General features: G+C 54.4%; 23 protein-coding genes. 7 read left to right on the plus strand and 16 right to left on the minus strand.

What is annotated here, in order from left to right:
• Positions 1 to 87: 87 nt before the first annotated feature.
• The 9 genes from ACQYWX_RS16400 to corA all read right to left on the minus strand — a co-directional run bounded on the left by ACQYWX_RS16400 (position 88) and on the right by corA (position 8204).
• Entirely contained in the window at positions 88 to 681 is a 594-nt protein-coding gene (locus ACQYWX_RS16400; protein WP_431685572.1) for a histidine phosphatase family protein, read from the minus strand.
• Between the two features lie 146 nt (positions 682 to 827).
• Positions 828 to 1604 (minus strand): hypothetical protein, encoded by a 777-nt coding sequence (locus tag ACQYWX_RS16405; protein WP_431685573.1) that lies wholly within the window; start codon positions 1602 to 1604, stop codon positions 828 to 830.
• Positions 1605 to 1685: 81 nt separating this feature from the next.
• Positions 1686 to 2204 carry a peptidoglycan recognition protein family protein gene (locus ACQYWX_RS16410; RefSeq protein WP_431685574.1) on the minus strand — a complete coding sequence of 173 codons (519 nt, stop codon included), beginning with the start codon at positions 2202 to 2204 and terminating at the stop codon, positions 1686 to 1688.
• A gap of 201 nt (positions 2205 to 2405) precedes the next feature.
• Positions 2406 to 2711 (minus strand): DUF7352 domain-containing protein, encoded by a 306-nt coding sequence (locus ACQYWX_RS16415; RefSeq protein WP_253938468.1) that lies wholly within the window; start codon positions 2709 to 2711, stop codon positions 2406 to 2408.
• A 115-nt stretch (positions 2712 to 2826) separates the two neighbouring features.
• Positions 2827 to 3720 (minus strand): LysR family transcriptional regulator, encoded by an 894-nt coding sequence (locus ACQYWX_RS16420; RefSeq protein WP_431685575.1) that lies wholly within the window; start codon positions 3718 to 3720, stop codon positions 2827 to 2829.
• Positions 3721 to 4245: 525 nt separating this feature from the next.
• On the minus strand, positions 4246 to 4956 hold the full coding sequence (gene deoD, locus ACQYWX_RS16425) for a purine-nucleoside phosphorylase (protein WP_431685576.1): 711 nt from the start codon (positions 4954 to 4956) through the stop codon (positions 4246 to 4248).
• A 63-nt stretch (positions 4957 to 5019) separates the two neighbouring features.
• Positions 5020 to 6267, minus strand: coding sequence for a phosphopentomutase (locus ACQYWX_RS16430; protein ID WP_431685577.1), 1248 nt, complete (start codon positions 6265 to 6267; stop codon positions 5020 to 5022).
• Between the two features lie 94 nt (positions 6268 to 6361).
• A complete protein-coding gene (gene deoC, locus ACQYWX_RS16435; protein ID WP_431685578.1) occupies positions 6362 to 7129 on the minus strand; it encodes a deoxyribose-phosphate aldolase in 768 nt (255 codons plus the stop codon).
• A 130-nt stretch (positions 7130 to 7259) separates the two neighbouring features.
• Positions 7260 to 8204 carry a magnesium/cobalt transporter CorA gene (corA, locus tag ACQYWX_RS16440; RefSeq protein WP_431685579.1) on the minus strand — a complete coding sequence of 315 codons (945 nt, stop codon included), beginning with the start codon at positions 8202 to 8204 and terminating at the stop codon, positions 7260 to 7262.
• Positions 8205 to 8670: 466 nt separating this feature from the next.
• On the opposite strand from corA, the gene ACQYWX_RS16445 reads away from it, so the two are divergent.
• Together ACQYWX_RS16445 and ACQYWX_RS16450 are read left to right on the plus strand one after the other, a co-directional pair.
• Positions 8671 to 10044: a discoidin domain-containing protein gene (locus ACQYWX_RS16445; RefSeq protein ID WP_431685580.1), complete on the plus strand. Its 1374-nt coding sequence runs from the start codon at positions 8671 to 8673 to the stop codon at positions 10042 to 10044.
• A gap of 158 nt (positions 10045 to 10202) precedes the next feature.
• Positions 10203 to 10835, plus strand: coding sequence for an HAD-IA family hydrolase (locus ACQYWX_RS16450; RefSeq protein WP_279504742.1), 633 nt, complete (start codon positions 10203 to 10205; stop codon positions 10833 to 10835).
• Positions 10836 to 10909: 74 nt separating this feature from the next.
• Here the strand turns inward: ACQYWX_RS16450 and ACQYWX_RS16455 are convergent, their stop codons facing one another.
• The 3 genes from ACQYWX_RS16455 to ACQYWX_RS16465 all read right to left on the minus strand — a co-directional run bounded on the left by ACQYWX_RS16455 (position 10910) and on the right by ACQYWX_RS16465 (position 13273).
• Positions 10910 to 11887 (minus strand): transposase, encoded by a 978-nt coding sequence (locus tag ACQYWX_RS16455; RefSeq protein ID WP_431685581.1) that lies wholly within the window; start codon positions 11885 to 11887, stop codon positions 10910 to 10912.
• A gap of 200 nt (positions 11888 to 12087) precedes the next feature.
• Positions 12088 to 12816: an alpha/beta fold hydrolase gene (locus tag ACQYWX_RS16460; protein ID WP_431685582.1), complete on the minus strand. Its 729-nt coding sequence runs from the start codon at positions 12814 to 12816 to the stop codon at positions 12088 to 12090.
• A gap of 70 nt (positions 12817 to 12886) precedes the next feature.
• The gene (locus ACQYWX_RS16465; protein WP_431685583.1) at positions 12887 to 13273 is read right to left on the minus strand and encodes a YybH family protein; all 387 of its coding nucleotides are present in this window, start codon (positions 13271 to 13273) and stop codon (positions 12887 to 12889) included.
• Positions 13274 to 13397: 124 nt separating this feature from the next.
• Here ACQYWX_RS16465 and ACQYWX_RS16470 point away from each other — a divergent pair, with 124 nt between their 5' ends.
• The gene (locus ACQYWX_RS16470; RefSeq protein ID WP_431685584.1) at positions 13398 to 14258 is read left to right on the plus strand and encodes a LysR family transcriptional regulator; all 861 of its coding nucleotides are present in this window, start codon (positions 13398 to 13400) and stop codon (positions 14256 to 14258) included.
• A gap of 416 nt (positions 14259 to 14674) precedes the next feature.
• Complete coding sequence (locus ACQYWX_RS16475; protein ID WP_431685585.1) at positions 14675 to 16573, plus strand: pre-peptidase C-terminal domain-containing protein; 1899 nt, start codon at positions 14675 to 14677, stop codon at positions 16571 to 16573.
• A gap of 63 nt (positions 16574 to 16636) precedes the next feature.
• Here the strand turns inward: ACQYWX_RS16475 and ACQYWX_RS16480 are convergent, their stop codons facing one another.
• Positions 16637 to 16921, minus strand: a complete 285-nt coding sequence (locus ACQYWX_RS16480) for a hypothetical protein (protein ID WP_431685586.1) — start codon at positions 16919 to 16921, stop codon at positions 16637 to 16639.
• 142 nt (positions 16922 to 17063) lie between these two features.
• On the opposite strand from ACQYWX_RS16480, the gene ACQYWX_RS16485 reads away from it, so the two are divergent.
• Positions 17064 to 17573, plus strand: a complete 510-nt coding sequence (locus tag ACQYWX_RS16485; RefSeq protein WP_431685587.1) for an OsmC family protein — start codon at positions 17064 to 17066, stop codon at positions 17571 to 17573.
• 79 nt (positions 17574 to 17652) lie between these two features.
• Here the strand turns inward: ACQYWX_RS16485 and ACQYWX_RS16490 are convergent, their stop codons facing one another.
• Both ACQYWX_RS16490 and ACQYWX_RS16495 read right to left on the minus strand, forming a co-directional pair.
• Positions 17653 to 19239, minus strand: coding sequence for an FMN-binding glutamate synthase family protein (locus ACQYWX_RS16490; RefSeq protein ID WP_431685588.1), 1587 nt, complete (start codon positions 19237 to 19239; stop codon positions 17653 to 17655).
• A gap of 49 nt (positions 19240 to 19288) precedes the next feature.
• Positions 19289 to 19579, minus strand: coding sequence for a hypothetical protein (locus ACQYWX_RS16495; protein WP_431685589.1), 291 nt, complete (start codon positions 19577 to 19579; stop codon positions 19289 to 19291).
• A gap of 328 nt (positions 19580 to 19907) precedes the next feature.
• Between ACQYWX_RS16495 and ACQYWX_RS16500 the strand changes: the two genes are divergently transcribed.
• Both ACQYWX_RS16500 and ACQYWX_RS16505 read left to right on the plus strand, forming a co-directional pair.
• Complete coding sequence (locus tag ACQYWX_RS16500) at positions 19908 to 20444, plus strand: type 1 glutamine amidotransferase domain-containing protein (protein WP_431685590.1); 537 nt, start codon at positions 19908 to 19910, stop codon at positions 20442 to 20444.
• Positions 20445 to 20485: 41 nt separating this feature from the next.
• The gene (locus ACQYWX_RS16505; RefSeq protein ID WP_431685591.1) at positions 20486 to 21877 is read left to right on the plus strand and encodes a vitamin K epoxide reductase family protein; all 1392 of its coding nucleotides are present in this window, start codon (positions 20486 to 20488) and stop codon (positions 21875 to 21877) included.
• A 12-nt stretch (positions 21878 to 21889) separates the two neighbouring features.
• Here ACQYWX_RS16505 and ACQYWX_RS16510 read toward each other — a convergent pair whose 3' ends face one another.
• The gene (locus ACQYWX_RS16510; RefSeq protein ID WP_431685592.1) at positions 21890 to 22114 is read right to left on the minus strand and encodes a ChaB family protein; all 225 of its coding nucleotides are present in this window, start codon (positions 22112 to 22114) and stop codon (positions 21890 to 21892) included.
• Positions 22115 to 22555: the final 441 nt, after the last annotated feature.

Raw genomic sequence — 22555 nt, forward strand, 5'->3', positions numbered from 1 at the left:
ATAGATAAGACCCCTTTATTTGGTTAATCGCTGGTATGCCTCGACTAGTCACCGCCACTTTAAGATGGGTGTCCTGATAAGCTGGGGTTACATATTGAGACCCGCCACCGTTCGATTTTTGAACACGTCATCCTCCACCAGTTTGCAGATCTTGCCCGACTGGACATTGAAATTGACGTAACCAACGGACTCCAGCGGCATTTTGATCCACCAGGCGATAACGAAAGTGGCGGCGTAAGCGTGGGTGGAGATGATAGTTTTGTCCCCCAGGGTCAGGCCGTCGAGAAAGTCATAGATGCGGGAGACGAATTCTCGTTTGGTTTCGCCGCCGTCGATGACGGCATGATCCAGGCGATTGTCTCTTGCCAGAGGAACAATTCGCTCATCCAGCCACTGTTGCGGTCGCCCTTCGGCCACGCCGTAGGACATTTCTCTCAGCTGTGGCGTCAGCTCAACGATTGAGTTGATCGCTGCTGCGATCCGATCTGCGGTTTGCGCCGCTCGTTTCAGATCCGATGAATAGATATCCGCCTTGTGCGCATCCAAGAGTTGCAGGCGCTGTCCTAACTCGTCTGCATCCTTGCGGCCCTTTTCTGTCAGCTCAGAGTCGTACCAGCCTCCCACCCGTTTGTCGACATGATGTTGGGATTCGGTGTGAGTGACGACATACAGTTCTTTCATATGGAGTCCATATATATCATAGAGTTAGAAGGGAAAGTAAAAACCAGACTACGATAGTCCTTTGCTCTTTGGTAGTGCTTAAATATGGAAAAATAAGGATTGTAATCGCTAACTGGCTTTCTTAAGCCCAGACCTGTTTATCTAAATCATGGCGATTCAGGGGGTTGTGATGTAGCCATGGGATTGAACTGTGCGGTCAGACCTTCTTCCCGCATCGCCGTCAACGTCGCCTCCAGAGCGGGCGTCAGGTCCTGATTACGCTTGTGCACATACAAATAGGTCGGGACGCTTTCCAGCACACCGGCTTTGTGAATGCTGGCGTGAGAAAACTCCTCCGCGTGCAGCAACGGATCGACCACAAAGTCGAGATCGATGTACAGATCCGTCCGCCTCGCCTGCAGGCGGCGCAAGCCCAGGTTGGCGTTGGCGACGAATTCCACCGGGCCCAGCTGCTTGATTTTAGGAAGTTCCTCCTCACAGTTCCTGACGCCTAAGCGGCAATCCACACGCAAACCCTGTCCAGCGAGGCTACGCCAGCCGTTCACCCGCAAACCGGGAGACAACGCATAAGCGGTAAAGCTCACCTCCCACAAAGGCGCGTTGATTCTTATCAGGTTCGGGTGCGCCGCTTCATACCCCGCCACGCGGCTGGGCAAACCGTCCACCAGGCCAGAGTTAGCCAGCGCGCCACAGCGCTTGGAGGGGAAGGTTTTCATCTCAAACTCCAAGTTGAGGCGGCGAAACACTTCGGTATAGAACAGCTTGTACTGGCGACCCTGTTCGGTTTCCGCCACTTGAGAAGACACCACCAGCACCATTTTGCGGGCGGCATGAGTGGGCGTTGTACTGAGAGCGAGAACACAACCAAGCAGCATCAGGCGCAACGCCAACAGACGGGGTGCGCGGCTTCCAGATATGAGCATGAGGCAGAACGGCATAAATCGGCGGACAAACATACTTCAAGCATAGTTGGAAAACGTCAGGACGCCATGCTCGCGCAAGCCTCAAGCGATATCCCGCTTGAAACGGCTCATGGGAAAGCGAGAGCCAGGGCATTGCGTCGATTCCCCCGGAGTCATGCCATGGCCCGTGACATTCGCGGTAGGAATGTCGTAGCGGGTCATCAATGTCCGGGTCAGCTTGACTAAAGCCTGGTACTGAGGCTCAGGCACGTCGCGTTTTTCAAAGTCGCCGATCAGACATACGCCAATGCCGAGAAAATTACGCGTCAGATTATGCAGCGTCAGATGCCCGCCCCAGATGTCATATTCCTGTCGCCAGTCGCTGGCCACTTCTCCCATAGCGAGTCCATGACCGTTGCCGATGACGTAGTGATAAGGAATGGCATGAATGGGATCGTGAGGCTGACGCTCTCGATGCACCCGTTGCAGAAGCGCGATATCTCCAGAAGCGCCGCCGCTGTGGTGAATGACGATATAGCGCCAGCGACGCGGCCAGCTCCAGACTCCCAGCCCCGCCGCCGCAAGCAGCGACGAGGCGAGAATAAACTTGCGGCGATTCATAAGGTTCGTAGCGGCCTCGTCCTTCCCGGTGTTCCTGGCGCCTGGGATTGATACAGCGGCTTACTATAACTCGCTTACTAATGCTTACCAGCACTTACCAGGACACCCATATTAGTCGAAGCGTTCAGTACTACCTTCTCCTCTATCGCCGCGCAAGTTAAACGTCATTCAGCCGCTTGTTCTACGCTTTCGTGTGACGGTTCAGGCTGCGCTCAAATTGCGGCTTGCTTCGGGCGCTTCAAAGACGTGATACGCTTCAGGTCCAAAGGGGTCGAGCGCTGTATCAAGGTGGCAGTAGTTCTCCGGCACCGGCTCGCCTGACATCACCACGTAAAACAGCCGGGGTTGCGAAGGTATTTCCACCGCCAGGGGTTCCTCTACCCAGATAAACACCGCTTTCTCCGTCACCAGATATTCGGAGCGAACAATCCGGCTGCCTTCTCGCAGCATGATACGATTGGCGGTTTGCGGTCCTTCAAGACGATATTTGTGGATAGCTTTCATCATAACGTTTACCTGTTGCTTGCTTCGGTTTCAGTCTGGCAAAGCTAACAGATCGAGAAAAGCAGTTTTAAACGTCCTTTTAATACGGTTTTTTCGATCTCAAAGCCTTTTTAGATACTCAAGACGCCGAACGACGCAAACAAATCGCCTCCACCGCCGGATTACCTGAGCGGGCGCTACGTGTGACGGCATATAGCCGTTCAGTCACCGCTTCGATGCTGCCCACCAGCTCCACCTGATACTGCCGCAATACTTCCTCACAAATGACGGTCGGAGCGGCGAATACGCCCAGGCCGCGAGCGCCGAACACTTTGACCAATGCGCTGTCGTCAATTTCCGCTTTGATGACCGGCTTGACCCCATGATCCCCCAGCCATCGCATCAATTGCTGAAAATACGGAGACTCCAGAGTCATTGCTAATAGTGGCTGTCCATCTAAGCTAAGGGGGAAATTTTTGCGCAAGGTGCGCGCCAGATCAGGCCTGGCGAACAGGCTGATGCTGGAGCTTTCCAGCTCGCACCAGTGGGTCTGGCTGTCGCGTTGCAGGGGCGGTAAGCGGTCCGCCAGCACAATATCCAGGCGATAACTCAGCAGCTCCTGCACCAAATGCTCGACGGTCCCTGAGCGGCAAGATAGTTTGACCTCCCGATCCAGATGCAAGGCCGGCTCCAACATGCGATAGGCGAACAGTTTATGGATCGAAGCGGAAATACCCACCGCCAGACTGATGGAGCGTCCGCTGGTCACCAGCAACGCAACCTGTTGCAGCTCGCCAGCCACCCGGAACATATCGTCGGCGTAACTGAGGACCAGTCGGCCAAGCTGGGTCAGCGTCATGCGCCGTCCCTTGCGATTGAATAACAGGCCGCCCAGCGACTCCTCAAGGGAGGATAATTGCCCACTAAGAGTCTGCGGCGCCAGATTGAGTTCCTTGCTGGCGGCCACCAGCGAGCCCTCCCGCGCAATCACCCAGAAATAATAAAGATGTTTAAAGTTCAGCGATTTCAGCATCAATGCGGCTCTCCCTACCTGTCTGCTACCTCTCTGTTTAGCAGAAGCAAGGGGGATGTTGAAACCCGAAGAACATTAAAGCGCCCGCCTGTTGGCGCCATGATGTTTTCGCGCACAAAAAGTGGGTGTCCGTTTAGTGATTTTGATGATGACCGGAAGGTAGTAGAGTTAGTAGGAGTTAGTAAGAGATAGTAGGACACCCAGTAAAAGCGCTTCGACAAGCTCAGCGCGAACGGGTGGGTTTGGGATTGAGTTTTTAGGGATAGACAATTAGCTGGATTGGAGGCAAGCCTTGGGGAAACCGGATCGGACGGGGTTTACGATGGGTGTCTTGCTAACGTTGCGTTATTGGCGTTGAGACAGGAACCCCATCAAAAACCTGGGGTTCCGCCACACTCAAATTGTGGGTGTCCTGTTAAAAACACCACGGTTGAGCCCCGCAAGCATGGGGGCCCATCGCACCTTAGTGGTGGGTGTCCTACTAGTGCGATGGGTGTAAAAGTGGGTGTCCTGTTAACGAGGCGACTAGAAACTAACCGCTGCTTCCAGGGCGATTTCCACCATGTCGTTAAAGCTGGTGCGTCTTTCTTCCGGACTCAGTCTTTCACCGCTTAACAAATGGTCGCTGACGGTGCAAAGCGCCAGGGCTTTGCCGCCGCACGCGGCGGCCACGCCATAGAGTCCGGCGGCTTCCATCTCCACCGCCTTGACGCCATGTGCGGAGAGACGTTCTGTTAAGCCAGGATCGGCTGCGTAGAACAGGTCTGTGGTGAACAAAGCGCCAACATGATACCGCGTCTCCCGACGTCGGGCGGCGGTTACCACTGGCTCCAGCAAATCGTAGTCGGCTATGGCGGCGAAATCGTAATGATTGAGGCGCACGCGGTTCACCAAAGAGTCCGTTCCCGCGCCCATTCCGATAACTATGTCGCGCACTTTCACTTCATCGCGAATAGAGCCGCAGGAGCCGATGCGAACGATATTTTTCACGTTGAACTGGGTATACAGCTCATGGGCGTATATGGAGATGGAGGGCACCCCCATGCCTGACCCCATGACGGAAAGTCTGCGTCCACGGTACTCACCGGTGTACCCCAGCATGCCGCGTACATCGTTCACCAACACCGGTTTCGCCAGATAAGTCTCCGCGATGTGTTTGGCTCGAAGCGGATCGCCCGGCATCAGAACGGTATCTGCAAAGTCGCCAGGATTAGCGGCGATATGAGGAGTGGCCATAATCGTCTTCCTTATGTGATGAGGTGAAACAGATGGGCGCGCATCCCGGCGCCCGGGGATAATTTATTGGGCCGCTGGCGCGAGAAAGGATTCACCGAAGTCCAGTTGGCCAAGATGAAAGTATTCCGCCAGCGTCTGACCGATGTCGGCGAACGTCTTTCTGGCGCCGATAAAGCCATGTGGCGCGCGTTTACCGTACATCAGGATGGGAATATGTTCCCGTGTATGATCGCTGCCAGGCCAGGTAGGATCACAGCCGTGATCCGCCGTCAGAATCAGCAGGTCGTCATCTTTCATGGCGCCCAGGATGTCCGGCAACATGGTGTCGAAATCTTCCAGCGCCTTCGCATAGCCAGTGACGTCGCGACGGTGGCCGTAAAGCATGTCGAAGTCCACCAGATTGGTGAAAATCATTGTGTCTTGCTCATTTGTCGCGCCGTCAGTCTCGTTCATCGCTGTCAGGGTCGCCTCCACCAGCGCGCATAACCCGTCCGCCTTGACCGCACGACTGACGCCTTTGCCGGCATAGATATCGGAGATTTTGCCAATGGCGACCACCTCCCCTCCGGCAAGGCTCAGCTTATCCAGCAGCGTCGGCTTATGGGGCGGCGTGGCGAAATCACGGCGAGCGCCGGTGCGACGAAAATCTTCCGGCGAAGCGCCCACAAAGGGACGCGCGATGACGCGGGCGATATTATAGGGATCGATGTGCTTGCGGGTGATTCGGCACAGCTCATACAAGCGTTGCAGGCCAAAGGATTCTTCATGACAGGCGATCTGAACCACGCTATCCGCGCTGGTATAAAAAATCGGCTTGCCCGTCGCCATATGCTCCTTTCCCAGATCCACAATAATCTGGGTGCCGGAGGCATGAACGTTGCCCAGCACGCCAGGCAGCCCGGCTTCTGCGACAATGGCGTCAAGCAACTCCAGAGGGAAACTTTGCTGCTTATCGGTGAAATAGCCCCAATCGAAAAGCACGGGAACGCCGGCGATTTCCCAATGTCCGGAAGGAGTGTCTTTGCCGGAGCTCAGCTCTTCCGCAAAGCCATAGGCGCCAAGTATGGCGGGCGTCGACTCCAACCCCGGCGCCGCGACGCCGCAACTGGCTTCTCCCGCCTTGCCCAGGCCCAGCCGATTCATGTTGGGAAGCCGCAATGGCCCTGCTCTGCCTTGACTATCGCAAACGCCAGCGGCGCAGGCTTCGGCGATATGCAATAAGGTGTTGGCGCCGGTGTCGCCGAAACGCTCAGCATCGGCTGTGGCGCCAATGCCAAAGCTGTCCAGTACGATCAATATTGCCCTGCTCACACTCTCTCCTTAAAAGTAACTTCTGTCTCCATGACGGTTCGTTGTTATTGTGCTATCGGCGCTCGTTGGCGCGATCTGCGTCTTGCAGTGTAGATCAATATTCCAATGTGGCGTGGTCGGAACCGTGTCCCAACAACACCAGCAGGTTATGCAACAAGCTGCTGGCGCCAAAGCGGAAGTTGTCTGGAGACACCCAGTCGTCGCCCATGATATTCATCGCCAGACTGAGGTAGAGCCGCGCCTGTTCAGGCGTGCCGACTCCGCCTGCGGCTTTAAAACCGACTGAGGCGCGAGACTCGCGTATGCAGTTGAGCATGACTTCCGCCGCGTCCAGCGTGGCATTGACCTTTACTTTTCCAGTGGATGTCTTCAGAAAATCCGCGCCGGCGGCGATCGCCAGTTCACTGGCTCGCTGCACGTAATTCGGGGTTTTTAACTCGCCGGATTCAATGATGACCTTCAACGGCACAGCTTCGCCGCAGGCGGCTTTCACCGCGGCCACTAATTTACGCCCGGTGTTTTCATCTCCCGCCAACAAGGCTTTATAGGGAAACACAAGGTCGATCTCATCCGCCCCCGCGCGGATCGCTTCGGTGGTTTCCACAATCACCGCGTCGGCCGGCGATTCGCCGTGAGGGAAGTTCACCACGGTCGCCACTTTCACCGGCGCATCGCTCAAACTTTGCTTCGCCAACGCGACAAAACGGGGATATACGCACACTGCCGCCACCCAGCCTTCCGGGGTGCGGGCTTTCTGACAAAGTGCGGTGATGCTGGCGTCCGTGTCCGCTTCGTTAAGCGAAGTCAGGTCCAACAATGGGATAGATAATCGGGCGGCCTCTTGTAGTGTCAAACGTCTCATTCCTGGTTCCTTGGTCACATATAAAAATCCTAAAAGCGCATTATTATGCGCAGATACCCACGCTTCAAAACGGATATAAGTCAAATTGCATCGCCATACCGCAATTCTCCGCCTCAATTGCAAAAGCCGTCTACAGCCACCCCTTGCGCTTGAAATACAAATAGGGCGTCACCGCAGACACAATCATCAGACCGATCGCCCAGGGATATCCCAACAGCCATTTCAGCTCAGGAATATAGTTGAAGTTCATGCCGTAGATACTGGCGATCAAAGTAGGCGGTAGCAAAACCACAGAGACGATGGAGAAAATTTTAATAATCTGGTTCTGGTGAATATTGATGAAACCTTGTGTGTAGTCCATCAAGTAGTTGATCTTCTCAAACAAAAATGTGGTGTGAGACATCAACGTCTCCACATCGCGCATAATTTCCTGGCAGGTCTGCTGCATCTCCGGCCAGGGCTTGGCGTGGCGCTGCAGAAAGGAGATCGCGCGTTCCGTGTCCATCAGGCAAAGACGCACCTTGCCGTTTAAATTCTCCACTCTCGCCAGGCCGCCGATAGCAGCCTGCAAGTCCCCGCCCTGCTCCAGCACCTGATGGCTGATATGGTCGAGTTTACGATGGGTGTCCTCTATCACATCCGCCAGATTCCCCACTTTTTGCTCCAGCAGCGCCACCAACAGTTGGGCGGGGCCAGCCACTTCCACCTGACCTTTCTCCGCCCGCGTCCGGAACAATCCAAAATCGGCGCAATCGCTCTGCCGCAGGGTAATCAGCCGCTGTGTCTGCAATATAAAAGCAACCGTGACCGTTCTGGGTCGGCCGTCCCCATTCGACAAAAACAGCGAGTGCACGTGCACGCCGTTAGCGTCAGTGAAAAACCGCGCAGAAGACTCAATCTCCTCCACCGCCGATGACTCCGGCAAATCCTCAGGCAACAAAGCATTCAGCAGTTCGCGCTCCGCCGCATCCGGCGCCTGCGCATCAATCCAGGATGCCGCCTGCAGCGTCTCTTGGGACACAGAAGACGAAACCTCATGAACTCCGTTATCCCTGATCGTAAACAACTTCAGCATGCTGATTCCTTAATGTTGTGCAGGTTGGTTTGTGGCGAGGGCGTCTGGGGGGCGTCGATTAACAGCTGTCGCGTAACTCAGCTCTTGTTAAGGCACCCACGCTTATCACTTATCAGCACTTATCAGGACACCCATAATTAGCGCTGTATTTAAACCTCGACTTAGTAGGACACCCACTTTTGCCGGCAGAAAAACATTCGCCGCCGTGCAGGCTCTCATAATCAGCGAGCGCATCGCCGCCGTACAAATTACTGGGACACCCACAATTAGCCAGTTAAACAGATGTAATAAATCCCTGCATCTGAGCAGTAGGTTGCGCACCTTTGGACTAGATCCCTTTTAGCCCCTTTGGGTAATCGTTTGGGAACGGTTCCCAACCTAGACTCGAAAACGTATCACGTTAATAACAGGCATCGCCAAGCCTGACCGCCAATGAACCTAATTAAAGCAATAAGGAAGGACACCCATGATTTCATCCCACTGGCGCAGACATGCGCTCGCCCTCTCTATCGCAGCGGGAGCTGGCTTCGGCCATTGCGCTTTCGCTGCGGAAAATCTGGCGCACATGCGGCCTGTCACCACCTCTTCTGTCGAATCCAGCGATCTCAGCGGCTACATGGCCGTCGACGGAGACGCCAGCACTCGCTGGGGTAGCGCCTACGGAAATTCAGCCTGGATCTATGTGGACCTGGGTGAAAAGCGATCCATATCCCGCGTCCGGCTTACGTGGGAGGCGGCATACGCTAAAGCCTATGACATACAGGTCTCCAACGACGCCTCATCCTGGACGACAGTTCGCTCCGTCACTAATGCAGACGGGGATATTGACGATCTGAGCAACCTGAACGCAACCGGCAGATACCTCCGCATCAAAGGTAAAAAGCGCGGAACCGAATACGGCTATTCATTGTGGGAAATAGAAGTTTATGGCGCGGATTCAAACAACGGCGGAGAAAAATCCGTCATGCTTTACGAGGACACCCACTTTAAGGGCTATGCCGTTGAGCTCCCTGTTGGCGACTACAACTTAACCAGCCTGATTTCCCGTGGCGCATTGAATGACGACCTGTCTTCCGCGCGAGTTCCCAATGGTCTAAAGCTGGAAGTGTTTCAGCACAACAACTTCAAAGGCGTGCGTGACCTCTACACGTCTGACGCAGCGGAGTTAAACCGCGACGACGATGCCTCCTCAGTACGCGTCTCCAAAACGGAGACAACGGACGGTGGCTCCGATGAGCGCCCGGATTGGCAGTCGGGACATAACTACGTGGAAGGAGACATCGTCCGCTACAAAGGGAAGCTGTATATCGCCGTTCACGCCAATCCTGGCTATGACCCGGTCATCAGCCACTGGTTCTGGGATGAGTATCAAGGTGGCGAAGATGGTGGTGACTCGGGCGACGGCAATGATGATGGAGACAACGGAGACGACTCCGGCGCTAACTGCGCCGCGGGTAATAACTGGAACGAAGCCAATCTGACCAACTACGAATCTTACCCTGATCCCAACAGCGAAGAGTGCATCAAGTACAACGGCTGCGAATGGGCTGGCCAGTTCGCGGGCCTGGATGGCGTGCAGCCGGAAAGCTGGGTCAAAGCCCACAATATCGCGGCGGTTCACTCCAAAGACTTCAACTGGTTGAACGGTAAAACGCTACGGTTACGTCAGGGCGGTAAGGAAATCGATGTGATCGTGTACGACATGTGCGCCGATTCGGATTGCGATGGCTGTTGCACGCAAAACCTGGGTCGTACGGGTTATCTCATCGACATTGAGAAGTACACCATGCAACGTTTTGGGACCGGTTCAGGCACGGTCCAGTGGCAGGTGTGCGACTGATCTTTCTCGGCTCCATGACCTCAATCCGGTGGACAGCCACCGGATTTACTTTTTGCTGCTTTCCCTTCGCAAAATAGCTGCTATCTTTTTTACTCGCAGATAAAAACCAATGAGCCGTCCTTCAACCGCCGCCCGACTAAAACAAAAAGGATTTTTACGTGGTTGCCTACGTTATTTTCGATTTTGATGGGACTATCGCCGACACCTACTCCTGGTTTCTCAAAAATATCCAAGATATGTCAAAGACCTTCAACTTCCGCTATGTCACTGAAGAAGAAGGCGAAACACTGAGGGATAAAACCTACGGCGAAATTATGGATTTTTTGGGTATCAGCGCCTGGCGTACGCCACAATTGGCGAGGGAGTTCAGAAAGCGCGCCGCAGGCAAGATGACCAGCGTCAAACCCTTTCCTCATATCAAAGAGACGCTTCAGCGTTTGACCGATCACGACTACAAATTAGGCATTGGATCGTCCAATTCCGAGAGCAATATCCGTATGTTTCTCAAACATAATGATCTCGAAGTGTTCGACTACTTCAGTTGCGGCATGTCTTTGTCCGGCAAGGCGCATAAGCTTCGAGCGCTCCTCAAAAACGAAAAAATACAGGCCCACGAGGCGATCTATATCGGCGACGAGTTGCGAGACATAGAAGCCGCACGCAAAGCCGGCCTGAAATGCGGCTCCGTCGCCTGGGGCTACAACACCTTCACACGCCTGAAAGAAGAACAGCCGGATTATTGCTTTGAAACGCCACTGGAAATTGTAGAAAAGCTGGTGGATAGACTTTGATTCGGGCTCTTATTGTGGGTGTCCTGTTAACGGGATTCGTTTGATTCGTTCAGCTCCGCACGCTCTTGTGTTACTCAGACCAAAAGTAATCTGGAGTTAGCGCCGCCAGGAATCCGCCTGTAACCCAGCTTGGCGCAGACTGATTTCAGCCGATAGAAGGCGCCAACCCAACCTCTGAAGCGACTCTCAAATTTAAGACTAGCCGTCAGCCAGTGATCAGGATCGAAGTTCAAGCGTTGCAATATCGGCGGATAACTTTGATGGATATAGCCAGGTTTATCCTCTCTTTGCGCCCTTCCCGTCCAATCCACCAGCGCCAGATAGTCCTCCAGGGCGAATGGAATACCCTGAGAGGATTTATTACGATTTGAGCCTGTAAACGGCATGAGTTTAGCGGGCTGATGCGGTTGTTCACTTTTGAATGCATTGATGCGGCGTTGGATGGAGGTGTACGGGCTTTCTTCCGGCGTCCTCGCCAAATTAGCGCGCACGGGATTTAAGTCGACATAAGCCAGGCATGCCAGCAATGCTTTTTCGTCCAGCAGCGCTTGGGACTTGAAACGACCCTCCCAAAACCGGCCAGTACAGCCATCTTCCCGGTTCGCCATTCTTGCAATGGGCTCGTTCAGACAACGCATAAACCAACTGATGCAGGCAAGCCGCTGTCGCCAGACAGTAATCTGCTTTTTCAGAATCCGGAAGTGAGCGTCTTCTATTGGCTCGCCTCGCAAATAACGCCAACTCAGCTCGGTCCCGGTAAAAAGTTTATTCCAGCGATGTACGACTTCTCTGTCGCTCCATGATGCCGCATGACTTACGTTGACATGAAGCACGACATGGAAATGATTACTCATCACCGCGTAGGCGCACACATCCATGGCGAAGACAGAGGAAAGGAATAATATGCGGGACTCTACCCATTTGCGGCGATGAGAATAATCCCGGCCATCGGTATCCTGACCGCATAAATACGCTTGCCGCACACAGCGGGAGATACAGTGGTAGAAAGGCGTGGCTTCGACGGAAATCTGCGCACTCCGTGGCTTTGGCATGGTTTTCATCCTTGAATTAACGTCACAAAGTGCTGGCTATATAACCAGCATTATTGGTAATCGTCAAGTCTGGGGATCGGGCAATGAGGCCATAATAAAATGGACACCCACTCAAATACAGTGGGTGTCCTGATAAGCTCGTGCGTTTATTCGCAGCGCTTTTTCAGCCGCTTCAAGGCCCTACAGCTCTCTACAACCCCCTACAACTCTTCTGCAATCTCCAGCAGGTAGGCCGCCACTTCCGCCGGTTGAGTCAGGTTTGGGCAATGCCCGGTGGCCATCGAATAAGTACGACGAACGCCTCCTTGTGCGGCCATCTGCCTCTGCGCCGCAAGCGGTACCGCGTTGTCCTCTGTTGTTTCGATGTAATACTTCGGAATGGCGCCGCAACGCTCATCAGTGATGCTCAGCTTTTCAAACAGCGGAGCAGCTGGTTCCGCCACCATGTATTTGGCGGCTTCGCTAAAGGCTTCCGCAGACGCATCCTGAGCAAAGGCGGCGTGAACTTTTTCGGCAGCGACGTAGGCTTCCGTCTTATCGTCTGACAAGTAGAAGTTATCCACCGCTACAGAGCCCGTGACTCCCGCCACGGCATCGCCGAATGTACCGCCATTGGGTAACAAGAACGCTGTGAGATATACAAGACCGCGAATTTTCTCTGGTCGCGCCTCAGCCACCTGGCTGATGGTGACTCCTGCGAAGCTATGGCCGACCAGGATAACCGGCTGCTCTGCACGATCCACCGCCTCAAGCACTGTCGCCACATAGTTCTGCAGCCGGATATGTTTGGCTGGTGTTTGATCCGCTCCATGACCCGGTAAGTCTGGTGCGATAACAGTGTGTCCCTTGGCCGTCAATTGATCCGCCACCTGCTTCCAAGCCCAAGCGCCCAGCCATGCAGCGTGTACAAGAATATATGTGCTTTTCATAGATACCTCTGTGTTAAACGACAAACGTTGAAATGGGTGTCCGGTTACTAAAGTGGGTGTCCTGGTAAGCTCAGGCGCTTTGCTGTGGGTTCAGGCTTAGAACGCTGAAATCATCCTGCGCCAGCTTCCATTCGCCGCTGTCCTGCTTCACCCACAGCTCTTTGCTGATAAAGCCGTTGGCGATATTCATGCGCCAGTTCGCGGAAAGGACGGCGCTTTTGGCGTCGATGACTTTGACGTTGACGTCCAGATACTCAAGTTGCGAGGGATTGAGGTTGGCGAAATCGCGCCAGAATAAGGCGATAGCGCCGGCGCCTTTGAACTCTCCAACCGGGTCCACACGCATGGTGGCGTCGGGCAGGTAACCGGAGAGGCAACCTTCAACATCGCCACGGTTAAAGCAGGCAATCCATTCTCTGCTAGCGCTCAGGACTTCTTCGATAACGATTTGGGACATTTCACTTTCCTCTCTTGCTGTTTTGGGAGCGGGAGGAATAATATTCGAATCCAATAACGCAATAATTAGCTCGTTTTAAAACTCAATGTTTAGAAATAATGAACAAAAGGCGCTTCCCTATCGTATGCTGGTCTTTCATGAGGTGGTGAAGTGCGGATCTTTTACCGGCGCCGCAGAGAGCTTGGGACATACCCGGTCAGGTATCAGCACCTATATCAGTCAATTGGAAACCTTGGTGGGTACAAAGCTGCTGAGTCGCAGCACTCGACGACTGCATCTGACACCCGCAGGACGCCAGTTCGCATTGCGCAGCGCGCAAATGGCGGAAACACTGCAACTGGCGGTGGATGAGTTACAGGATTTTGAGCAAGAGCCTCAGGGACGGATCGCAATTACCGCTCCTCATGCCTTTGAATCCCTGCTGGTGGAGTCCGTGATAGTCGATTTGTGTCGGCAATATCCAAAGCTGATCGCTGATGTCACCTTTTCCGATCAGAAACTCGATCCGCTTGAACATAAACTGGACATGGCGATCACAGTCGGACCTCAGCAAGACAGCGACTACCACGCGCTAAAACTGGGTGTCCTGCGTTCGTTTCTGGTCGCTTCGCAAGCTTATCAGGACACCCATGGCAAGCCTGATCCCCAGCAGTTGCAAAACCACACGTTGATCCTCCTGCCCTGGCAACACAAAGCGTCTCTGTTCAACAACGGCGAGCAGATTCCTCTACAGGCGGGTAAGACAATGCAGGTCAATACGCTGCCGGCGGCGATCAACTATGCCCGCCATGGATTAGGTTTGCTGCTTGCCCCTTCCATTTTCGTGGCGGACGCCATTAGTCGCGGCGAGTTGGAAAGAGTAGCCCCGGATTGGCAGGCGGAAGACAGAGACGTCTACGCCCTGCATACTTTTGGCAAGCGCCTTCCTTTCATTCTCAGGCAGGCGACGGAGCGGTTGAAGTGGAAGTTGGAATCGTTGGGATAACGCCTGGTTTTCTATTTGGGTGTCTAAATGGACACCCACTTTTACCCCACTTTTACTCTTGTTAGGGCACATTGAGATTGATCGCGCAGCCATTCCCTGTTCACTCCTTACCAGGGCACCCATGTTTAATGTTTATTTATCAAGACACCCATAATTAGCCCGTCCCTCATGATTGCGCCAAACTGAGCGCCACGCCTCATTTTCCTGCGATAAACACAACCAAAGTTTCAAATTTCACCCATAACGCTTACGCCGCTTACACTAAACGGTATAGCAGATAACCCTTTACGGATAACCCCATCCCTGACCGGACGAGTCTAATTTCTGCCGTTTTACTGATTCCACCGGGCCCGTCCTTCATACAGACTGCGCAAGATAATTCTAATACTTACAACTCAATCCCAAAGAGAAACCTCATGAAAAGGATGATCAAGTCTATCCTGACCTGCGCGCTAACCGCTCTGCCGTTTTTCGCCCAAGCCTACGATAGCGATGCAATTCCCGACGACCAATTCATATATTCCTACGACGAGATGCGGAACTTCGACGTGGCGGCGTATCTGGAAGAACATGCGCCCCATCTGAAAGATCAAGCAGACGTGATTACGCACTGGGCCGGTTACAGCACCGTCAGCCCGAAGGTCCTGATGACCCTGATTGAGATGCAAAGCGGCTTGCTCAGCCATGGCGGACGTCAGTTCGCAGCTATGCAGCAGCCTATGGGCGAACTGTCCTCTGAATCCGGCTTCAATGCGCAAGTGCAGGATATCGCCACCCGCCTCGCCACCAACTACTACAAAACAGTAGGGCAAGAACAACAGAACCTGTCTTTCGTGGGTCAGGGAATTGCGACGCAGTCCTTGTCTGATGAACTGCGCAACAGCTCTGACGGCGATGTCGAGGAGTTCCAGGAGGTTTATCATCGCCTGTTCCCGGAAACAGCGCAGTCCGCCACAGCCTCAACCGCTCCGTCTCTTAATCGTTTCGCCGCATACACCCGTAACGCGGTACCGCCGGATAATTTATTGCAGCTGCCCTTCCCGGTTGGCGAGCAATGGTATTTCGGCGGCGCGCACACCTACACCGGCAGCGGCAGCTACCCGCTTTCCTCCCTGGACTTGAACAACGGCGGCTACTGGGGCTCCAACACCTCCAACAAATGGGCGGTGGCGTCAGCGGGAGGCACCGCGATTCGTCACTCTTCCTGTTTCGTTGAAGTGCTGCACGAAGGCGGATGGTCGACCACTTACTACCATCTGGACAACATTCAATTTCAGAATCGCGCCACAGTTTCCCGGAACCAGAAACTGGCGAACTACGCCAACAACCAATCTCAAGCGCTCTGCGACGGCGGTAGCTCGACTGGCCCTCACCAGCATTTCAGCTTGAAATACAACGGCAGCTACTTCCACCTCGACGGCGTCGCCCTGTCCGGCTACAAAGTGAAAACCGGTCGCTGGAGTTACGACGGCGACTGTAATTACTTCTGGTTGAGCAAAGATAACTATCGTTATTGCGCTAATCGCTCCCTCAGCAACCCCGGCGTTCCCAACGGCGGCGATCCCGATGATGGAGGCGATGACGACAACGGCGGCGACGATGGCGGTGATGACAACAACTCGGAAACCACTCTGCGCAACGGCCAGACCGTGCAGAACATGTCAGCCAATAAAGAAGATCTGAATTACTACGTGCTGGATGTCCCCGCCGGCTCCCGCAATCTGTATTTCAAAATCAGCGGCGGTCGCGGCGACGTGGACATGTACGTCAAGCGTGACGGTCGTCCCGGCTTCAACAACTACAACTGCCGTCCATACACCACCACTCAGGACGAGCAGTGCTATTACCGCACGCCACAGGCCGGCAAGTACTACATCATGCTGCACGCGTTCTCCAACTACTCAGGAATCTCTCTGCAAGTTGGCTATGAGAACGACAACGATCAGGGCAGTAACCGCGAAATGTCCAATGGCCAGGTGTACCGCAACTTGTCCGGCGCACAGGGTGAGAAGTCTTATTTCCGCCTGAACGTGCCCGCCGGCGCTACAGACCTGCGTATTGAGATGTCCGGCGGAACTGGCGACGCGGATATGCATGTCATGTATCAGTCCCAGCCAACGCTGAGCAACTACCACTGCCGCCCTTATTCGACCACTCAGGTGGAATGGTGCTCCTGGCGCTATCCCTACGCCGGCACCTTCCACATCATGCTGTACGCCTTTAAGCCTTATTCCGGCATTCAGCTGGTAGCCACCTATAAAACAGGCTCTGGCGCCAGAGCCTCGATGAATTTGACGGAGCATATGGAGGAATAACATTTTCCGTCATCCGAAGCCCCCAAGATGCCCTGGGGGCTTTTTTTATTCAGCTGACCCGTTTTACTTTTGGCCTTCGTCGACAATTTTCTTTTCAAGATCCCTCCGGCGGATCAAGCCTCCTTCGTGTTCCTTCTCAAGAATCCAAAACCGTTCTCTCACGATAGGGACAGCGCTGGAGACATCCATGCAGCGCTCGCGTTCGGCATCGTTCATCAAAGAAATATCCAGAGAAAATGAATCGCCATATTCCCTCGCCAAAAGCTCTACGGCCTTGTTTAAATCCAGCGTCATCAGCATTTTTAGAGAGTGGTATTTAAGGCAGGGATTTCTAGTCACTTTATCCATATTTTCATCAACTTAAGAGGTAAGCCAAGCATGAAGCGCAGAGAAGTACGGCCCTCGGTAAGGATATAGACCCGACTCCAATCTTTAGTGCTTCAACTAATATACATTCATGGTCCCAATCTCTGAATCTCCGGAGGCGTTTATGAACGCAGATGAACTCAAAGCCTTACAATCTCCCCTGAAGCAGCAATACAAGGAAAAGCCGGAGACGGCGCTGATTACGTTGAAAGCACAGGGACGTATTGGCGAAGGAATCACTTGCAAGGTGGACACAGGTAGAGCCATAGCGGAGGCGGGGCTGCATCCAGCGACGGGGGGCGATGGCTTATCGCTTTGCTCTGGCGATATGCTGCTGGAAGCTCTGGTAGCCTGCGCTGGCGTTACTTTGCGCGCTGTCGCCACAGCGACCGGAGTGGATCTGCAGGATGCGGTGATTCGCGCGGAGGGAGATCTGGATTTCAGGGGCACGCTGTCTGTCGCAAAAGACGCGCCTGTCGGCTTCAAATCCATCCGCCTGCATTTTGACCTCAAAAGCCAGGCGGATGCAGAGCAACTCGGCTCTCTGATGAAACTGACGGAACGCTATTGCGTGGTCTATCAGACTTTGGCTCGCTCGCCGGACATCCATGTTGAGTATGTCGTGGCGTCATAGGAGCAGTTGAAGACTCTGCTCCTCTCTTTTACTTTTACTTTTGCTTTTTGCTCTCGCCCTTCCGTTCTCATTGGCGGGTTTATGGGGCAAACGCCGTCGCACTGGCGTCCCGCCAGTCTCTCGCCCAGGCGCGGGGTAAGTCGTCGTCATCCAGCAGTTGGCCTGGAGTGAGAAATTCGTAGAGTTCCGCGAAAGTTTCTACGCGCATGTCGCCTATGCGCCGGAAAATCAGTTCCGGTGAGATCTGACTCAGGCTGTCCACACCCATGGCGTTCATCAGGTCCAGAAAGCTGTGGATGCTGCCTTGGTGAAAGCGGAAGACGCGCTCGGCTTTATCCTCCACCACCAGTCCTTTATACAGCCAGGGGTCCTGGGTCGCGATGCCGGTTGGGCAGGTGTTCTTGTTGCACCGCAACGACTGCACGCACCCCAGCGCGAACATCATGCCCCGCGCGCTGTTGCACAGGTCCGCGCCCAGCGCCATGGCGCGAATCATATGGAATCCAGTCATGATCTTGCCGCTGGCGATGAGGCGAATATGGTCTCTCTTGCCAACGCCAACCAAAGCGTTGTTGACGAACATCCAGGCGTCCCGCGCGGGCATGCCCAGTGAGTTGGAGAATTCCAGCGGCGCTGCGCCAGTACCGCCTTCACCGCCATCCACAGTGATGAAATCCGGCGTGACGCCAGTTTCCAGGATGGCTTTGCAGATGGATAAAAACTCCACCCGCCGCCCCACGGAGAGTTTGAAGCCTACCGGCTTGCCTCCCGACAGCTCGCGCAAGTGAGTGATAAATTCCAGCATTTGCGTTGGATTATGAAACGCCCGGTGACGAGGCGGACTGATGACGTCCTCACCCATGGGCACCTTGCGAATTTCCGCCAGTTCCTCATTCACCTTACAGGCAGGCAGTACGCCGCCATGTCCCGGCTTGGCGCCTTGAGATAGTTTCAGCTCGATCATGCGCACTTCGTCCCGCTGCGCCATGTCTTTAAACATTTCAGGATCGAAATCGCCTGTGCGGGTGCGACATCCAAAATAGGCGGTGCCGATTTGCCAGATCAGATCAGCGCCCGCTTCCAGATGGTAGGGCGAGACCCCGCCTTCACCAGTGTTGTGGGCGAACCCGCCTTTCTTGGCGCCCTTATTCAGGGCTTTGATCGCCGCCGGTGACAACGCGCCGTAACTCATCGCGCTGATGTTTAGCACCGAGGAAGAATATGGCTGTCGGCATTGCTCGCCGCCAATCACCACACGGGGCTCTTCTTTCAGAGGCTCCGTTTCTGACAGCGCATGGGCCGCCCACTCGTAGCCAACGCGATATACATCCCGTTCGGTGCCGAACGGCTTGGTTTCCAAAGCCCCCTTGGCGCGCTGGTAGACAATGGCGCGAATCTCCCGCGGAATGGGGTGCGCGTCGATATTGGATTCAATGAAGTACTGCTGGATTTCCGGGCGAATCCGCTCCAGCCAGTAGCGGATGTGGCCAATGACAGGAAAGTTTCGCAGAATCGCGTGCTCGCTCTGCATGACGTCATACAGACCTATGGCGATGATCGGTCCGATCAGAACCAGCAACCACCATACCGGCGGCCAGACCAGAGAAATCAAGGCCAATCCCGCCAGCAAGGCTATGGATATCTGGTAAAACCACCTTCTGATCATGCAAACGCTCCCTTTGTTTGTTAAGCGAAGATTGTCCAGGCAGACGGTTTTATCCGATTTCGCGCACTTGCTCGATTTCTATCTGAATCAATTCAAGCAAACGATTGGTGAAGATGTATTGAGGAAAATAATCGTTCGTGGAAATACTGCTCATCAGAAGGGAGAACTGGTCTTTACAGTCGTCCAGATTACTCAGTACGTTTTCAGACAAGTCCTCGGCGCTCCTTATCTCGTCAAGCTGTCTCAACTTGCAAGTGATGTACGCAGTCGCCTGCTCAGGACGACAGTCAGGCTTGCCAAGTTTGTGCCAACCTTCGTCAACCAATATCGCGTTGTTCATGGCCTGTCATTCATTGGCGCCCTAACCCGGAGATTTATGTTTTCCGCCCTATCAGCCGCAGCCTGACATAAGTATATGCCCTCAAGCTTCCAAGGGGAAAGACAGGGACCCCAATTGTAAGCTTTACAAGATAGTTGGAAAAAGTACCGTCAAAACACAAATGCGACGCCCTTTTCCATCCGCTCCCGAGCCCGCCATCACGTCATTTTGATCAAACTCAGCCATGGCAAGGAAATTGCCGCGTCTATCAGGACACCCATCGTAGCGCTGGTTCGAAGACTTGGAGCCGCGCCGCCAATACGGACAACAGAAAACGGAAGCATTAACTATGAATATCAACGAAGCCAAGGTTCTCATCATCGCCACCCACGGATTCGAGCAATCCGAGCTGGAAGTTCCCCGGGATCGACTGCGCGACGCAGGCGTCACCGTGCATGTAGCCTCTCTGCAGACAGGTCGCATTCGAGGGTGGAGCGGGAAAGATTGGGGCGAAGAAGTCCCAGTGGATAAGACCGTACAAGACGTAGATGTAGAGGACTACCACGCAGTGGTATTGCCCGGCGGGCAGATCAACCCTGACTTGCTGCGGGTGGAAAAGACGGTGATAGACCTGATCCATAAATTCAACATCGCGGAAAAGCCCATCGCCGCCATCTGTCACGGCCCCTGGCTATTAATTGAGGCGCAGATCGTTCGCGGCATTCGCGCCACCTCTTACAAGTCCATCATCACCGACATGAAAAACGCCGGTGCGGAATGGGTGGATGAGGCCACAGTGCGCGACCGCAACATTATCACCGCCCGCCACCCGGGCGATCTCGACGCCTTTGTAAGCGCCATCAAGGACGCCCTCGCCGCGCTTTAATCTCTCGCCTTCCCCCGTGAACACATAAAAGGGAGTTAGCTATGCAGGAACAGATTATCCGGTCATCAACGCCATTTTCGCGTTCCATCGTACATCGCGATCAATACCGGGCCCTGCATAGCCGCAACCTGTGGGCTCATTTCATGAACATGGCCCTGGCGCTCTGGCTCATCTGTTCACCGGCGCTGCGGGACTATAGCGAGCCAGGCATGATATACAGCGATGTGATCGCGGGCTTTGCATTACTGGTCTTCGCCGGGCTATCCCTATCCTGGCGTTTAAGCTGGGCGCGCTGGGTTTGCGCTGTACTGGGGTTGTGGCTGATGTCGGCGCCGCTGCTATTCTGGACACCCAACGCAGCCGCCTATTTGAACGACACGCTGGTGGGCATTCTGGTTATCGGCTTCGCCATTGCATTACCGCCCTCTCCCGGGATTTCCTCCCGAGCGGAGCTGGATGAGACGAATATTCCACCGGGGTGGGACAGCAACCCCTCCAGCTGGTTTCAACGCCTGCCGATTATCGCCCTGGCTATGGTTGGTCTGCTGATCTCGACGTATTTGTGCGCATACCAGTTAGAGCATATTCCCGAGGTGTGGGACCCGTTCTTCGCAGGCTCCCGCACTGATCCCCAAAACGGCGCGGAGGAAATCATCACCTCGTATGTATCTGAAGCCTGGCCTGTTCCCGACGCTGGCGTGGGCGCGTTAACCTATGCACTGGAAATCCTGTCCGGGCTGGTGGGGTCGCACAAACGCTGGCGCACCATGCCCTGGCTGGTGGCCCTGTTCGGATTCATGATTGTGCCTCTGGGCATTGTCTCCATCACCTTCATCATTATTCAGCCTATTTTGCTGGAAACCTGGTGCGCCCTCTGCCTGATTGCGGCAACTGCGATGTTATTGCAGATCCCCTATTCGCTGGATGAATTGGTCGCCACCGGCCAGTTTCTGTATCGACGCAAACTAGCGGGTCGCTCGCTGTGGAAAGTATTTTTCCTCGGCGATGAAGACAATGGCGGACGCGTCGCGCCAGAGCCCAGCTTCGAGCAACGCCCGGCCGCCATCATAAAAGACATCGTGGGCGGCGGCGTGGGGCTGCCTTGGAATCTTGCCGTGAGCATACTCATCGGCGTGGGGTTGATGTGCACGCGATTGCTGTTCGGAACGGAAGGCGCGATGGCGGACTGGGATCACCTGATAGGATCGTTGACCATTACCGTAGCAGTGATCGCATTGACGGAGGTCGCAAGACCCGTACGTTTTCTATTGGTACCGCTTGGCATTTGCCTACTGCTGACGCCCTTCGCTTATGGCCCGGGCCTGAACGCCTCTCTCGCCAGTTTGATCGCCGGCTTGGCGTTGATCCTGTTGAGCCTGCCGCGAGGCGATATCAGCAGGCGTTACGGCAACTGGAATCGCTGGATGTTCTAGTCGTTAATGACGCTATTTACGTCGCCAACGCCCTTCCCGCTTCACATATTTCTCTTTGACGGCAGACCATGCCACCCGGCGCGCTGTTTCATCCCGAGAGGCGTCGCCGCGGCGGTCTTCGGGATCTCGATACTGATCCCAGGCATGATTGAACGCGGCCAGATAGATTTCCTGCGCGTGCTTGGGCAGTACATGGGAGACATTGTTGGGCAGTTCGCTGAGGCGGTCATAAGGCATTCTCCATCCCTCCGTGAAACATTTCTCGGCGAGCCTCCTGGATGACGCCAGCCGGGAACGAACGTTGCCGAGGGTGACGACGCAAGACGTCCGTCTCCTTCAAGCATCAAAATTCAGGCCAGCTTATCCAGCCCGGCGTGCAAGTCTGCCTTGTCGCCTTATCAGGACACCCATCTTAACCTAATTAGGACACCCAACTTAGCCACATACACTCAAGCCGCTTTATATGGACACCCACCCGTTTATCGACGCTATCAGGACACCCATTGTTTTATTCAGACACCCACTGCAATCCTGTTATTCAGACACCCATTGTTTTATGAGGACACCCACAATAACGCCCAATCACCTCTACGCCACCGTCTTACCAGGACACCCACTTTAGACTGGCACGGCCCTTGTATCAGATAACGGACAAGGCGGTCGTTTTCCCGGGCGTTG

The sequence above is a fragment of the Hahella sp. NBU794 genome (assembly GCF_050749805.1).
Taxonomy (GTDB): domain Bacteria; phylum Pseudomonadota; class Gammaproteobacteria; order Pseudomonadales; family Oleiphilaceae; genus Hahella.